Origin of the sequence: Comamonas thiooxydans (genome assembly GCF_002157685.2) — a bacterium.
In the GTDB taxonomy this organism is placed as follows: domain Bacteria; phylum Pseudomonadota; class Gammaproteobacteria; order Burkholderiales; family Burkholderiaceae_C; genus Comamonas; species Comamonas testosteroni_H.
In genome coordinates this window covers 1,444,436-1,459,257 of the sequence record NZ_AP026738.1, presented here as the reverse complement: position 1 = coordinate 1,459,257, position 14,822 = coordinate 1,444,436, and the positions used below count along the sequence as shown (strand labels likewise).

Annotated in this window: 11 protein-coding genes and 4 tRNA genes; 6 read left to right on the top strand and 9 right to left on the bottom strand. The window is 61.5% G+C overall.

Going from position 1 to position 14,822, the window contains the following annotated elements; all coding sequences use genetic code 11:
* Positions 1–36: 36 nt before the first annotated feature.
* The gene (locus tag CTR2_RS06635; protein WP_087086039.1) at positions 37–984 is read right to left on the bottom strand and encodes a sensor domain-containing diguanylate cyclase; all 948 of its coding nucleotides are present in this window, start codon (positions 982–984) and stop codon (positions 37–39) included.
* A 234-nt stretch (positions 985–1,218) separates the two neighbouring features.
* Positions 1,219–3,228 carry a propionate catabolism operon regulatory protein PrpR gene (gene prpR / locus CTR2_RS06630; protein WP_087086040.1) on the bottom strand — a complete coding sequence of 670 codons (2,010 nt, stop codon included), beginning with the start codon at positions 3,226–3,228 and terminating at the stop codon, positions 1,219–1,221.
* A 183-nt stretch (positions 3,229–3,411) separates the two neighbouring features.
* On the opposite strand from prpR, the gene CTR2_RS06625 reads away from it, so the two are divergent.
* The 3 genes from CTR2_RS06625 to CTR2_RS06615 all read left to right on the top strand — a co-directional run bounded on the left by CTR2_RS06625 (position 3,412) and on the right by CTR2_RS06615 (position 6,452).
* Positions 3,412–4,386: a Bug family tripartite tricarboxylate transporter substrate binding protein gene (locus CTR2_RS06625; protein WP_087086041.1), complete on the top strand. Its 975-nt coding sequence runs from the start codon at positions 3,412–3,414 to the stop codon at positions 4,384–4,386.
* Between the two features lie 75 nt (positions 4,387–4,461).
* The gene (locus CTR2_RS06620) at positions 4,462–5,463 is read left to right on the top strand and encodes a Bug family tripartite tricarboxylate transporter substrate binding protein (protein WP_176391783.1); all 1,002 of its coding nucleotides are present in this window, start codon (positions 4,462–4,464) and stop codon (positions 5,461–5,463) included.
* 128 nt (positions 5,464–5,591) lie between these two features.
* The gene (locus CTR2_RS06615) at positions 5,592–6,452 is read left to right on the top strand and encodes an isocitrate lyase/PEP mutase family protein (protein WP_087086043.1); all 861 of its coding nucleotides are present in this window, start codon (positions 5,592–5,594) and stop codon (positions 6,450–6,452) included.
* A 133-nt stretch (positions 6,453–6,585) separates the two neighbouring features.
* On the opposite strand, the gene CTR2_RS06610 is transcribed toward CTR2_RS06615, so the two are convergent.
* Complete coding sequence (locus CTR2_RS06610; RefSeq protein WP_087086044.1) at positions 6,586–7,923, bottom strand: aminotransferase-like domain-containing protein; 1,338 nt, start codon at positions 7,921–7,923, stop codon at positions 6,586–6,588.
* Between the two features lie 90 nt (positions 7,924–8,013).
* Between CTR2_RS06610 and CTR2_RS06605 the strand changes: the two genes are divergently transcribed.
* Positions 8,014–8,616 carry a DJ-1/PfpI family protein gene (locus CTR2_RS06605; protein ID WP_087086045.1) on the top strand — a complete coding sequence of 201 codons (603 nt, stop codon included), beginning with the start codon at positions 8,014–8,016 and terminating at the stop codon, positions 8,614–8,616.
* 240 nt (positions 8,617–8,856) lie between these two features.
* Here CTR2_RS06605 and CTR2_RS06600 read toward each other — a convergent pair whose 3' ends face one another.
* Positions 8,857–9,423: a TetR/AcrR family transcriptional regulator gene (locus CTR2_RS06600; RefSeq protein WP_087086046.1), complete on the bottom strand. Its 567-nt coding sequence runs from the start codon at positions 9,421–9,423 to the stop codon at positions 8,857–8,859.
* Positions 9,424–9,573: 150 nt separating this feature from the next.
* On the opposite strand from CTR2_RS06600, the gene CTR2_RS06595 reads away from it, so the two are divergent.
* Positions 9,574–10,791: an MFS transporter gene (locus CTR2_RS06595; RefSeq protein WP_087086047.1), complete on the top strand. Its 1,218-nt coding sequence runs from the start codon at positions 9,574–9,576 to the stop codon at positions 10,789–10,791.
* 44 nt (positions 10,792–10,835) lie between these two features.
* On the opposite strand, the gene CTR2_RS06590 is transcribed toward CTR2_RS06595, so the two are convergent.
* Positions 10,836–11,759: a LysR family transcriptional regulator gene (locus CTR2_RS06590; RefSeq protein WP_087086048.1), complete on the bottom strand. Its 924-nt coding sequence runs from the start codon at positions 11,757–11,759 to the stop codon at positions 10,836–10,838.
* A gap of 128 nt (positions 11,760–11,887) precedes the next feature.
* Between CTR2_RS06590 and metE the strand changes: the two genes are divergently transcribed.
* The gene (gene metE, locus CTR2_RS06585; RefSeq protein WP_087086049.1) at positions 11,888–14,209 is read left to right on the top strand and encodes a 5-methyltetrahydropteroyltriglutamate--homocysteine S-methyltransferase; all 2,322 of its coding nucleotides are present in this window, start codon (positions 11,888–11,890) and stop codon (positions 14,207–14,209) included.
* 165 nt (positions 14,210–14,374) lie between these two features.
* Here the strand turns inward: metE and CTR2_RS06580 are convergent.
* From CTR2_RS06580 to CTR2_RS06565, 4 genes are all read right to left on the bottom strand, one after another.
* Positions 14,375–14,448, bottom strand: a tRNA-Cys gene (locus tag CTR2_RS06580).
* A 15-nt stretch (positions 14,449–14,463) separates the two neighbouring features.
* Positions 14,464–14,539 (bottom strand) — tRNA-Gly (locus tag CTR2_RS06575).
* Between the two features lie 57 nt (positions 14,540–14,596).
* A tRNA-Gly gene (locus tag CTR2_RS06570) sits at positions 14,597–14,672 on the bottom strand.
* A gap of 57 nt (positions 14,673–14,729) precedes the next feature.
* Positions 14,730–14,805 (bottom strand) — tRNA-Gly (locus CTR2_RS06565).
* Between the last annotated feature and the right edge of the window lie 17 nt (positions 14,806–14,822).

Here is a 14,822-nt window from a genome sequence, read left to right as displayed (position 1 = left end):
CCGGGTATTGCCCTGCCGGGCACTTGCGGCATAGGCTCAAGCGCTCAAGGTCACGCTTTCAATCCGGTGGCGGCCTTTGTTCTTGGCCGCATAGAGTTGCCGGTCCACGGCTTCGATAAAGCCGGCAGGTCGATCATGCTCTGCCGGCAACACCGTGCCCGCACCAATGCTCACGGTCACCCTCCGGCCATGGGGCGACAGCGCATGCACGATGGACTGCTTCTGGATCAGGCGCTGGCAGCGCTGGGCCACCTTTTGCGCGGTTTCGGCGTCGGCTTCGGGCAGCAGCACCACAAACTCCTCGCCACCGTAACGCGCCACCAGGTCACGCTGTCCGTCCAGCGCCAGACTCAGGGTCTGGGCAATATCCACCAGACATTTGTCACCCTGGATATGACCGTACAAATCGTTGTACTGCTTGAAAAAGTCGACATCGAACAGCAGCATGGACAGGGGCTTGCCATCGCTGCGCGTGCGCTCCCATTCCTGCTCGAAACTGGTATCGAAGCAGCGCCGGTTGGCAATGCTGGTCAGACCATCCCTGAAGGAGAGCACTTCCAGCTCCTTTTGCAGGCTCAACAGTCTTTCCTCGGTCTTCTTGCGCTCGCTGATGTCGAACATGAAGCCGATCAGCGCTTCGGCCTCGCCTTGTTCGTTGCGCACCACATGGACCACATCGCGAATCCAGACATAGCCGTTGTCCTTGGTCAGCGCGCGATAGTCAGCCTCATGGTCCACGCCGGCCTGGGACTGGCTCACACAGGAATTCACCACATACTCGCGGTCGTCGGGATGCATGCGCATGGCCCAGTCTTCGACGCTGACCCAGCTTTCACGGCTCCAGCCGAGCAGACTCTCGATCTGAGGGCCGATATAGGCGAACTTCATGGTCGCCCAGTCGATCTTCCAGGGAATGGCCTTGGTGGACTCCAGCAAGGTTCTATAGACCGCACTCTCGTTCTCAAGCTCGCTCACGTCGGACATAACCCGTCTCTCTCCCGATCTCAATCGATAAAACATCAGGCCCGGCTGTGGTTCCGGCCTCGATCCGGCCCATCAAACAGCCTGCAGTCTTTCACTCCCTGAAAGCCCGAGGCACAGCCCAAATTCCGCTTGCAGATGATTGTTGCCCCGGTTGCCGCAATTCACGCCATGCACTCGCGATATTGGCCGAAATCATACGTATGGCGAGCCGCTGGCACCGACGCAGCAACGCCGCTAAGCCTTCATGCGCCGCCACAAAGTGGCCCTGCTGATGCCGAGAATTTCACAGGCCTGGCGCTGATTGCCACCGACCGACTCCAGCACCTCGCTCAATCGCTTCTGTTCGGCAAGGCGCCCCGCGTCTCTGAGCTGTGCCTGCCGGGCGGCGACAGGCTCGGCCAGAGTCAGGCCGTCGGCGCACTCCGGGAAGACTTCAAGCAAGCGCGCCATATCCAGAAGGCCACCCCGGCCTGAGCCCAGGTAATCGCTGCAGGCCAGCAGGCGCTCCACCCAGTTGTCCAGTTCACGGACATTGCCAGGCCAGTCATGCGCCGCAGCCCTGGCCAGCAGTGCATCGAGCTGCTGCTCCACTCTGTCACGCAGTGCGCGGGGTAGCCCGCTTGCAGCGCTCAGGCGCTGAGCCAGCATGGCGCGGCCCAGTTCCGCGACATCGCCGGCACCACGCGTTTGCAGCGATGGCGTGCTCAGGCGCAGCACCGCCAGCCGGTAGTAGAGATCACGCCGAAACCGACCGCGTTCCACCTGATCCGCCAGATCCGCATGGGTGGCGGCAATCACGCGCACATCCACGGGAATCGGCGTGGTGGAACCTACGCGCAGCACCTCGCGCTCCTGCAGCACGCGCAACAGCCGAGATTGCAGCGCCAACGGCATGTCGCCGATTTCATCGAGAAACAGGGTCCCGGTATGCGCAGCCTCGATCAGCCCGGTCTTGCCGCCGCGCCTGGCCCCGGTGAAAGCGCCCTCCTCGTAACCGAACAGCTCGCTCTCCAGCAGGCTTTCGCTGAGCGCCGCGCAGTTGACCGCCAGAAACGGCTGCTCCGCACGCCGTCCCGCGCTGTGAATGCCTTGCGCCACCAGCTCCTTGCCTGTCCCGCTTTCCCCCAGGATGAGCACCGTCGCATCGCTGTTCGCGTACTGCCTGGCCAGCAGTCGCACGCGCTGTGCAGCGGGGCTGCTGCCCAGATAGTCCTCAATGCGCCAGCGCACACCGGCGGCTCTTTGCCGCTGACTGGCGCGCAGGCTGCGATCGGCCCGCTGGATGACGGCGGGATCGCGGCAGACCAGCAAAGCGCCGGTCACCAGCCCGTTCTCCACAATTGGCGCACGTCGCACCACCAGGGTACGCAGGGCCAATTGCACCACCTCTTCTCCACCCTCCTCGCCCGCCAGTGCTCGGGCCGTGCCCAGGGACGGAGCCACCTCGTCCAGCATGCGGCCATGCAAGGCCTCGACCGGAGCCCCGAGCAAGGCGGCCATGCGTGGGTTCAGCGCGCAGATGCGACCGCGCTCGTCCACGGCAGCCACACCGTCCTGCAGTTGGTGTAACACGGTTTCCAGCCTTTGATGCCGGTCGCGCTCGGCACGTCGATGACGGGCCAGCAGCATGGCGTCGCTGAGCGCCTGACGCACCGAAATATCGGAATACAGCAAAACGCTGGCCATGCCCGCCTGCTCAGCCAGATCGGCCACCAGCCCCGGCGCCACCACGGCTCCAACGCCCGACGCCCTGAGTTTCTGCACGCAGGCCTGCGCGTCATGCGGACCTTGATAGGCGATCTGGACCAGACCCAGGCCGAACAGGCTGTCGAACTGGGCCACCACGGGAGACGGCACCTCGAAGTTGACCAGACCCACGCGCGGAGCTTCTTCGGTGGTCTGCAACTTGGCCTGGCGCAGCGCCTGCAGCAGATCCAGGCCACGCACTTCTACCATGGCCAGCGGAATGTCCACGCGCTCTCGAATCCAGGCTCCACTGGCTCCCGCCCCCACCAGGGCATCGATGGGCTGGCGCAGATTGAGCGCCTGCACCTGGGCCACCGCATCGTCGAAGGAGGCCGAGATATGCGAGAACCTGGCCTCGCCCGACCAGGGCTGTGCCAGCCGCTCCAACACCCGCCCCACACGGTAGCGGCCTACGGTGACGATGTGCGGCAAATGCAGCTGGCCGGCTGCCGGCATCCGTTTGAAGCCTTCGTTCGATATCGAATCTGTTTCATTCATGAAAACAATTATTTCATTATTGAAATAAAACCCATACACCACCCCGAGCCGGCACTCCACAAAACCACAGAAATTCCAATGATTTCAAGCACTTGATATCCAAAGGGTTTTCCCTAAACCCGACTGGCACAGTGCTTGCAGTAACAGCCCATACCAATAGGGATTTGGATCCAGGAGATACCCATGTTTTTGAACCGTCGCAATCTTGTTGCCCAGGCCTTGACTCTTTCCGTGCTGGGCGCAGCTGGTCTGGCCCAGGCCGCCGACTGGCCCACGCGCCCGATTCGCCTCGTGGTGCCGTTTTCCGCAGGCGGCGCCAATGACTTGATGGCTCGCTCGGCGGCCGAAGGCGCCTCCAAGATCCTCGGCCAACCCGTGGTGATCGACAATCGCCCCGGCGCAGGTGGCACCGTGGGTGCCGATATCGTGGCCAAGGCCCAGCCCGATGGCTACACCCTGCTGGTCAGCGCGGCCGGCGTCATCTCCAACAGCATGATCAAGAAGACCATGCCTTTCAAGGATGATGCGCTGCAGCCCGTGGTGATGATCGGCCTAGCGCCTTCGGTGATCGTGGTGCCCAAGAACGCACCCTATAACAATCTGCGCGACTTCGTCGAAGCCTCGAAGAAAGGTGCTGGCTTCAACTTTGCCACCGCAGGCACAGGCAGCACACCGCACTTCGTGGCAGAGATGCTGAATGTGAAATACGGCGCCAAGCTGCAGCCCGTGCCCTACAAGAGCGGCTCGGAAAGCACCACGGCCGTGCTGGGCGGCCAAGTCGAAGGCACGTCCGAAGCCAGCATCATCGCGCTGCCGCACATCATTCATGAGGGCAAGTTCAAACCTCTGGCCACGACCTGGACCCAGCGCATCTCCGCCTACCCGCAGCTCTCCACCGCCGTGGAGCAGGGCTTTGCCGACCTGCAGATCGCGCATTGGGCCGGCATTCATGCCCCCAAGGGCACGCCACCCGCCATTCTGGACAAGCTGGCTGCTGCCGTGGACAAGGCCATGAAGGAGCCTGCCACCGTCGAGAAGCTCAAGGGCCTGGGCATCGAGCCGGTTGGCGGCACTCGTGCGGAGTTCGTGAAGTTTACCGATGCCGAGCGCAAGCGCCTGGGCGAGATCGTCAAGGCAGCTCATATGCAGGAAAAATAAGATTCACAAAAAACATAGCGACCAGCGTATGACCTGTACACGCTGAACCCTAAAAACAGTACTGAGAGCTGATTCATGATTTCCCGTAGAAACGCCTTGCTCCACGCCACTGCCTACGCCGCCGCCACCACCGCCTTGCTGGGCGGCTCCTCTGCCGCTCTGGCTCAGGGTTCTGAAGCCTGGCCCACCCGCACCGTCAAGCTCATCGTGCCCTATGCGGCAGGCGGCTATGCCGATACGCGCGCGCGTCTGATCGCCGACTCACTGGGCAAGGTGCTGGGCCAGCCCGTGATCATCGACAACCGTGGCGGTGCCGGCGGCGTGACGGGTACGGATGCCATCGCCAAGGCCAACGACGGCCACACCTTCGGCTTCGGCTCGCCCGGCCCCCTGGTCACCAACCCCATGCTGATGAAGAAGATGCCTTATGACGCCAGGACGGCGTTCAAGCCCATCATCCTCATCGAGCAGGCTCCCCTGTTTCTGACCACCGCTCCCAACCAGCCTTTCAAGAGCGTGCAGCAACTGCTGGCCCATGCCAAGGCCAAGCCCGGCGATCTGACCTATGGCTCCTCGGGCGTGGGCGGGGCCCACCACCTGTCGGGCGAGTTGCTCGCCTACCAGACCCAGACCCAGCTGACCCATGTGCCCTACAAGGGCGGCTCGCTGGCGGCCACCGACCTCATGGGCGGCCATCTGGCCATGATGTTCGAGATGGGTTACTCGGCCCTGCCTTCCATCAAGGCCAAAAAGATCAATGCCCTGGCCGTCTCCAGCAAGACCCGTCTGGCCGTGCTGCCCGAGGTGCCCACGCTGGACGAAGCCGGGGTCAAGGGCTTTGAGTCGTACAACTGGCTCGGCATGATTGCGCCGGCCGGCACGCCCGACGCCGTGGTGGCCAAGCTCAACCAGGCCGTCAACGAAGCGCTCAAGACCGACAAGTCTCTGCGCCAGATGATCGAAAGCAGCGGCGGCCAGATCATGGGCGGCACGCCCCAGGCCTATGGCAAATACCTGGAAGCCGAACGCGCCAAGTGGGGGCCCGTGATCAAGAACGCGAATATTTCGCTGGACTAATCCCCCTGAGCCGCTTCGCAGCCCTGGGCGCGAGGCGGCTGCTGCCAGGCAGCGCCCTGCCTCGTCAAGGCTGACGGCCGGCCGCGCAGGGCAGATAAGCATCAGAGTCTTTTTTATCAAGAAATCTCATGAACCCCAAACAACAACTCAAAGCCCTGGCCGATGCCCGCCGCGGCGTCATCGTTCCCGGAGCCTTCAACGCCATGTCGGCGCGGCTGATTGCCGATCTGGGCTTTGAAGCCATCTATGTGACCGGTGCTGGCGTGACCAATATGTGGTTCGGCATGCCCGACCAGGGTTTCATGGGTCTCAGCGATATCGCCGACCATACGGCCCGCATCCGCGACGCCGTGGAGGTTCCGCTGCTGGTTGATGCCGACACCGGCTTTGGCAACGCCGTCAACACCTACCATGCCGTGCGCACGCTGGAGCGTGCCGGTGCCGACTGCATTCAGCTCGAAGACCAGGTCAGCCCCAAGCGCTGCGGCCACTTCAATGGCAAGGCCGTGATCGAAACCAGCGAAATGCTGGGCAAGATCAAGGCCGCCGTCGATGCGCGCCGCGACAGCGGCACTCTCATCATGGCCCGTACCGACGCGGCCGCCGTCCACGGCTTCGAGGCCGCCATCGAGCGCGCTCAGCAGTTTCAAGAAGCCGGCGCCGACATCCTGTTTGTCGAAGCCGTCACCCAGGCCGAAGAAGTGCGCGCCCTGCCGCTGCGTCTGCAAGCTCCCCAGCTCATGAATATGGTCATCGGCGGCAAGACCCCCATCTTCAACGCCGACGAACTGGGCGAGTTGGGCTATGGCTTTGTTCTCTACGCCAATGCCGCACTGCAAGGGGCCGTAGCCGGCATGCAAAAGTGCCTGACGCTGCTGCGCGACGATCACAAGGTCGATGAAGACCCCGCCATCGTCGCACCCTTCCTTGAGCGCCAGCGGCTGGTGAACAAGGACTTCTGGGATGGGCTGGAGCAAAAGTACCAGTAATCCGGTTTCCGGACCCGCGCCTGAATCGCGTGCAACGTTGATACATCAGGCGTCGCATGCCATGTTTTCAGGGCGGTGTGACCATGGCCGGCAGCCCCGAACCGGTTGCGCAGGGAGCTCTGGGCGCTGTCGTCTATTGCAGCGCGGCTCCATCCAGCGCCAGCCTGACCTGCATCAAGGCATGCCGCAGTTTTTCGAGCGGCACCGACCCCAAGGCCAGCCGCAGTGCTTGCGGCACTTGCACGCCAGTGGCAAAGGGTTCGGCCGTTGACACGGAAATTCCTGCAGTCTGCAGTGCCATCGCGACCTGATCGGCTCTCAGATCTTCAGGCATGGGGAGCCAGACAAAATACGAACTGGGGTGGCGCATACAGGGCAGCCCCTTGAAGACCTGCGTCACCTGTTTCTGACGCATCTGGGCATCCTCTCGCTTCTGAGCTTCCAGCCTAGCAACAGTCCCGTCTCTCAACCAACTCACAACCATGGCGGTCATGACTCCGGGGGTGTTCCAGGTCGTTGCGCGTATAGCTCGTTCTATCCGAGATATCCAGGCTGCCGGTGCAGCCACGAAGCCCACCCGCAAACCCGTGGCGACACTCTTGGAAAAGCCTGAGACATATACCGTGGACTCAGGCAGCAGCGCGGCCAGGGGCGGTGGTGCATCCTGCGCAAGAAAAGCATACGCGGCATCTTCGATCAGCAACAGACCATGGCGACGGATCAACGCTGCAAATGCATGACGTCGGTTGATGCTCATCACCCATCCAAGCGGGTTATGGAGAGTCGGCATTGCATAGACCGCGCGCACCTTGCGGCGTTGGCACAGCAACTCCAGCGCGTCGAGATCCGGCCCCGAACCAGCTGCCGGAATGGCAATCAGTTCAAGCCTCAGCTGTTGCGCCAACACTTTGAAGCCCGGGTAACTCAAAGCGTCAACCGCCACTACATCGCCAGGTTGCAGCAATGCCATGGCCGTGCTTGCGAGGCCATGCTGCGCTCCATCCACGATAAGCACCTGTTCGGCAGGAACCGTCAGCCTACGGTTTTCAAGGTATAGGGCGATAGCCGCTCGCTCATGGGCCCGGCCGCCGTGCGGCTGATAACGCAGCAGCGCCTCCAAATCTCCACTGGCGGCAAGTTGACGCAAAGCGGAGCGCAACAACTCGGCTTGACCAGGAAGAGCCGGAGCGTTGAAGTTCAGGTCCAGCATGCCTATCGCAGTGGCATGCTGGTCGATACCAAGGCCACGTGGCAGCGCTGTTTCGCGCACAAAAGTTCCTCGCCCCGTCTCGCCGCTGACCAGGCCCATGGCCTGCAGTTCGGCATAGACACGAGTCGCCGTGACCAGGGCCAGTCCTTCCCGGGATGCCAGTTGCCGGTGGGTGGGCAGGCGTGTGCCCGGTGCCAGCCGGCCTTCGCGAATTTCCGAGGCTAGTTGGTCCACCAGCTGCTTGTATCGGGCAATCGGCATATAGAACCTGTATCCATGACAATTATTTGAGTGTATTGAATTCCACCTCTAGCATGACCATCGATACAAGTTCACATCCGGAACATCCCAATGCATATCGCAATCCTGACTTTCGAAGGCTTCAACGAGCTTGATTCACTCATTTCCCTAGGCATACTCAACCGCATCAAACGACCCGGTTGGCGAGTGTCGATTGCCTGCCCGAGCGCACGCGTCAAGTCAATGAACGGAGTGGTCATCGAAGCCCAAGCCACTCTGGAGGATGCAGGTGCTGCAGATGCGGTCATCGTGGGCAGCGGAGTGCAAACGCGTGAGGTCGCGCGCAATGCCGACCTCATGTCAAGGCTCAGGCTGGACCCTTCACGGCAACTGATTGCCGCACAGTGCTCCGGCACGCTGATACTGGCCAAGCTCGGCCTGCTGGATGGCGTGATGGCGTGTACCGACCTGACAACCAGGCCCTGGGTTGAAGAAGCTGGCATACGCGTGCTGGAGCAGCCCTTCTTCGCGAACGGCAACGTGGCTACCGCTGGAGGCTGCCTGGCAGCGCAATACCTTGCCGCATGGCTTATTGCCCGTGTCGAGGGGATAGAGGCCGCCAGGAGTGCATTGCATTACGTGGCCCCGGTGGGTGAAAAAGATGTCTATATGGCCCGGGCCATCGCCAATATCTCGCCTTACCTGCCGGCCTGACTTGCTGCATCAGCGTGATCGCTGATGCGCGCTGAAGACCTCGGACAACTCGAATGCGGCCGGTCGCGGCTCCCGGTAAAGCCTCCGAGCCCGGACTCTTTGCAAATTCCGGATTGTTCGCTTGCACAAAATCGCTGATGTCCTCATCTCGAGAATACCCAGGCAGTCAAACGATCCTCATTCCGGCTACTGTCGGCAACGCAGCAGCAGGCATGGCTGCAGCACGGCCCTGACAATGGATCACGCCGCCTTCCAGCCTTGCAGCATCAAATCGAGCGCCTGCAAGGCCTCGTTCAGGCGCTCGGGTGGAGCACCCTCCTCGGCAATCCAGAACGCCGCTTCGATCAGGCAGCCGTTGAGCAACCTTGCCAGCGCCGCTGCACTGGCATTCACGATGACGCCCTTGTCGATGAGTTGCTGCAAAAAACCGGCGATAAAAGCAATGCATTGCTGGTGCTGCTGCCCCTGGTCGGTACCGGTGAGTACGGAGCGCGCATCCTGCAGCACGATGCGACGAATCTCAGCCTCCTGCGCCATGGCCAGATAGGCCCGGCAATAGGCCAGAAAGCCTTCCCATGGATCGGCATGGCCTCGCAGCACAAGCTCCAGCCGTTGGTCCATTTCTTCATCCATCTGCGCCACCACGGCAGCCAGCAGACCGGGCTTGCCACCAAAGTGGTGATAGAGCGCGCCGCGCGTCAGACCCGCCTGCGCGGTCAGCTCGTCCATGGCTGCCTGGGCGTAGCCATGCTGGGCGAAAGCGCTGCGCGCCGCGCTGATCAGCTTGGCCCGCGTGGCTTCGATCATGCTGGCACGACTCTGGCGGACTTGGGTCACTGCGAACTCCCGGCAATATTCACATACAAAGCGTATGCCAATCATACGCGCTACATCCCAAGCTCCTAGAATGTCACTCGCATACACAATGTATGCAAATGAATCTATGCAAGGGTTTCCATGTTGAATGCTTACCGCAAGCTGTTCACGGCGCCGGGCAGCACGGGCTTTGTGCTGGCCGGGCTGCTGGCGCGACTGCCGCTGTCGATGACGGGGATTGGCTTGATCACCATGCTGTCGCAGCAGCGCAGCGCCTACACGCTGGCAGGCATGGTGTCGGCCTGTTTCGCGCTGTCGATTGCCGTTCTGGCACCGCGCATCTCGGCGCTGGTTGACCGTTACGGCCAGTTCAGGGTGCTGCCGTTTGCAGCCGCCAGCAGTGCGCTGTCGATGCTGGCCCTGCTGGCCTGTGCCCACTGGCAAGGGCCGGACTGGCTGCTGCTGGTGCTGGCCGCTGCCGTGGGCAGCCTGCCCAGCATGCCGGCCATGGTCCGCGCCCGCTGGACGGCAATCTACAGCGGCACGCCTCAGTTGCAGACCGCGTTTGCGCTGGAAGGCGTGCTCGACGATCTGGCCTTTATCGTCGGCCCGCCGCTGTCGGTGGGCCTCAGCATGCTGCTGTTCCCCGAGGCCGGCCCGCTGGCTGCGGCGCTGTTCCTCATCATCGGCGTAGGCCTGTTTGTGGTGCAACGCCGTACCGAACCACCTGTCAGCCAGCACACAGGCTCGGAAAAAGACAGGTCGTCGTCGATGCTGCGCCAGCCTGTGGTGCGCACGCTGGCACTATTCATGCTGGCGCAAGGCGTCATCGTGGGCGTGATCGACGTGGCCAGCGTGGCCTTCGCCACGGCCCAGGGCCAGCCTGGCATGGCCAGTGTGGTGCTGTCCTTCTATGCACTGGGCTCCTGCGCCATGGGCTTGCTGTTTGGCACGCTGCGCCTGCAGATGCCGCTCAGCCGCCAGATCGTCTGGGTTGGAGCATCGGTCGCCATCTCCGCCCTGCCCTTGCTCCTGGCCAGCAATCTGACCGCGCTGACGCTGGCCGTGCTGCTGGCAGGCATTACCTTTGGCCCGACGATTACAGTAGCCATGAGCCTGGTGGAGCAGCAAGTACAAGCCAACCGCCTGACCGAGGGCATGACCTGGCTGCTGACCGGCCTCGCCAGCGGCGTGGCCCTGGGTGCAGCCGCTGCCGGCTGGCTGATCGACCACTGGGGCGCACAGCAATCGTTTGTGCTGACACTGCTGGCGGGCGGCGCCATGTGGCTGTGGGGCGTGCAAGCCGGACGGCAAGCCGACCGGGCGTCGGCACCGGGAATGACAGCCATCAACCTATGAATCAGCCACCATTGCTTATCCAGCAATCGATTGCAGCTATCTTTTCAAGAGTCTTTCTGAGAGGGTGCCGCAGCCGGCAAAGCCAGGCCAGGTGCTCGTGCCAGCGCAATAAAGGCCTGTAGATAGTCGGTATGCAACTCTGACTCGCGCGCACCGAGGTAGATTTGCTTTGCTATCCCCTTGCTGCCCAGCTTCACGGGTACGACTGCCATCTTTTCGGCATATTCCAGAGCCAGCCAGCGCGGCAGGGCCGCGACACCCCGGCCGCTGGCGACCATCTGCATCATGATGTCGGTGGTCTCTATGGTTTTATGGCGCCTGGGGGCAATGCCTTTGGGCAGCAAGAACTGGGTGTAGATGTCAAGCCGGTCCACGGCCACGGGGTAGGTGATCAGCACCTCGCGAGACAGATCATCGGGCTTGACATGGCCGGCCTGGGCCAGGGCGTGATCCGCCGCCACGACCAGCACCTGCTCATAGTCAAAAACGGGCTCGAAGTGCAGACCCGGCTTGAACAGCGGATCGGGCGTGACCAGCATGTCGATCTCATAGCCGAACAGCGCACCGATGCCGCCAAACTGAAACTTCTGCTTCACGTCCACATCCACATCGGGCCAGGCGGCCAGATAGGGTGAGACGATTTTCAGCAGCCACTGATAGCAAGGATGGCATTCCATGCCGATGCGCAAGCTGCCGCGCTCTCCCAGGGCAAATTGCTGCAAACGCGACTCGGCCAGATCCAGCTGAGGAAGCACGCGATTGGCCACCGCCAGCAGGTATTGACCCGCCTGCGTCAAGCGCAGGCTGCGCCCTTCACGCAACCAGACATCGGTGCCGAGCTGGGCTTCCAGCTTTCTCATGCTGTGGCTCAGGGCGGACTGGGTGACGCACAGCACATCGGCTGCCGCAGTCAAAGAGCCTTGTTTTTCAACCTCTTGCACGATGGCGAGATGGATACGCTCAATCATCTGTGAACACAATTCATGGATACATGAGAAACAACCATTTTACTTCATGCATCGATTCCAAGAACATCCAGTCCGCTGGTCCTAGCCACTCTGGCAATGGGCCAAAGATCACTAGATTGGATTTCTGCATGACGACTATTCACAACCTGGGCTTTCCTCGCATCGGTGCAAAGCGCGAACTGAAGTTCGCACTGGAGTCCTACTGGAGAGGCGAAACCTCGCGCGATGTGCTCAAGGCGCTGGGCGCCGAGCTGCGCCAACGCCACTGGGCCGCTCAGCAAGAGCTGGGCTGGGTTCCCGTGGGTGACTTCGCGTTCTACGACCAGGTACTGGACATGAGCTTTACACTGGGCAATCTGCCCGAACGGGTGCAAGGCTTCGAAGGCGATGCGCTGGACAACTACTTTCGCGTAGCCCGTGGCCGTTCGGCGGTCACGACCGAATCCCGCAGTACCGGCCACACCCACTGCTGTGCTGGCGTCGCCGCGGGCGAGATGACCAAGTGGTTTGACACCAACTACCACTACATCGTGCCCGAGTTCAGCTCAGCCACCGAATTCAAGCTCGATGCGTCGCGCCTGCTGGAACAACTGGCCGAAGCCAGGACACAAGGCATACAGGCCAAACCGGTCCTCATAGGCCCCGTCACCTATCTGGCGCTGGGCAAGGCCAAGGACGGCACCGGCAAGCTGGAGCTGCTGCAACGCCTGCTACCCGTCTATGCACAACTACTGGATGTGCTGGCGACCCAGGGCGTGGAATGGGTGCAGATGGACGAGCCCATCCTGATCACCGAACTCGATGCCGACTGGCAACATGCGTTCAACACCGCATACCACCACCTCAAAAGCAGCAAGATCAAGCTGCTGCTGGCCACGTATTTCGGCCAGTTGGCCGAGAACAAATATCTGGCAGCAAACCTGCCTGTAGCCGGCCTGCACATCGATGCCATCAACGGCCAGGACGATGTGCAACAGCTGCTGGGGCTGCTGCCCGCGCACAAGGTGCTGTCGCTCGGCGTGATCAACGGCCGCAATATATGGAAAACCGATCTGGCTGCCGTGCTGGACTGGGTGGAGCCGCTGGCAGAGCGCCTGGGCGACCGCCTCTGGATTGCGCCATCCTGCTCCTTGCTGCATGTACCCGTGGATCTGAACAGCGAACAAAGGCTGGATGCCGACATCAAATCCTGGCTGGCCTATGCTCTGCAGAAACTGGATGAGCTGCGCGTGCTGGGCAAGGCTTTGTGCGATGGCCGAGATGCTGTCGCAGCCGAACTGGCCGACAACGCTGCCGCTCTGGCCGCGCGCCGCAGATCGCATCGCGTCCACAATCCTGCGGTGCAGGCTGCGGTCAAGCAGATCAGCGCCAGGCTGGGTCAGCGCCAGAGCAGCTACGAAGCACGCGCCCCCAAGCAATCCCGGCTGCTGAAGCTGCCAGCCTTTCCGACCACCACCATCGGCTCTTTTCCCCAGACGGCAGAGATACGCCAGGCGCGCAGCGAATTCAAGGCCGGCCACCTGGATTTCGCCCGCTACCAAGGCGCCATGCGTGCCGAGATTGAACGCTGCGTGCAAGAGCAGGAGGCTCTGGGGCTGGACGTGCTGGTGCATGGCGAGGCCGAGCGCAACGACATGGTCGAATATTTCGGCGAGCAGCTCGACGGCTATGCCTTCAGCCAGTTCGGCTGGGTGCAGTCCTATGGCTCGCGCTGCGTCAAGCCGCCCATTCTGTTCGGCGACATCAGCCGCCCCAAGGCCATGACGACAGAATGGATCCAGTACGCCCAGTCCTTGACCCGCAAACCCGTGAAAGGAATGCTGACGGGCCCGGTCACCATCCTGAACTGGTCATTCGTGCGCGATGACCAGCCGCGCGCCACATCCTGCTATCAGCTGGCTCTGGCGATTCGCGCGGAAGTACTGGATCTGGAAAGAGCCGGCGTGCGCGTGATCCAGATCGACGAGGCTGCATTGCGCGAGGGCTTGCCATTGCGCAAATCACAATGGAAGGAATATCTGCACTGGGCCGTGGAGTCCTTCCGCATCAGCGCCAATGGCGTTGCCGATGAAACCCAGATTCACACCCACATGTGCTATTCGGAGTTCAACGACATCATTGCGTCCATTGCAGCCATGGACGCCGATGTGATCACCATAGAGACTTCGCGCTCGGACATGGAGTTGCTTGAGGCCTTCGAGCACTTCGATTACCCCAATGAGATCGGCCCGGGCGTCTATGACATCCACTCTCCCAATATTCCCACCAAGGCAGGCATCGTGCAGCTCATGCAGAAAGCAGCAGAACGCATTCCCGCCGAACGCCTCTGGGTCAACCCCGACTGCGGCCTCAAGACACGTCAGTGGGCCGAAGTGATTCCTGCACTTCAGCACATGGTGGAAGCTGCCAGAACATTGCGCCGGTCTGTCAAAGTAGCCGAATCCGCCTGAAAGCAGGCGGCGCTCCAGCCTTCTCCCAGTTGCCCAGGCATGCCCTGGGCTTTTTCATACCGAAATGCACGGCCGCAGTTGAATCGGATGACGCAGATTCGGCATCAAGCGCACAAAGCAAAAAGCCCTGCAGACTTTCATCTGCAGGGCCTTATGCCACAAGTTTGGAGGCGCGAACCAGAGTCGAACTGGTCTAACCGGATTTGCAATCCGGGGCATAACCGCTTTGCTATCGCGCCGCTATCACAAAAACCTGGAGCGGGAAAACGGGTTCGAACCGTCGACCTATACCTTGGCAAGGTATCGCTCTACCAACTGAGCTATTCCCGCATTCAAAAAGCCTTCGCTTTCTGATGCGAACCTGTATTGCTACAGGCTCTGAAAACCTGGAGCGGGAAAACGGGTTCGAACCGTCGACCTATACCTTGGCAAGGTATCGCTCTACCAACTGAGCTATTCCCGCATTCAAAAAGCTTTCGCTTTCTGATGCGAGCCTGTATTGCTACAGGCCCTGAAAACCTGGAGCGGGAAAACGGGTTCGAACCGTCGACCTATACCTTGGCAAGGTATCGCTCTACCAACTGAGCTATTCCCGCATTCAAAAAGCTTTCGC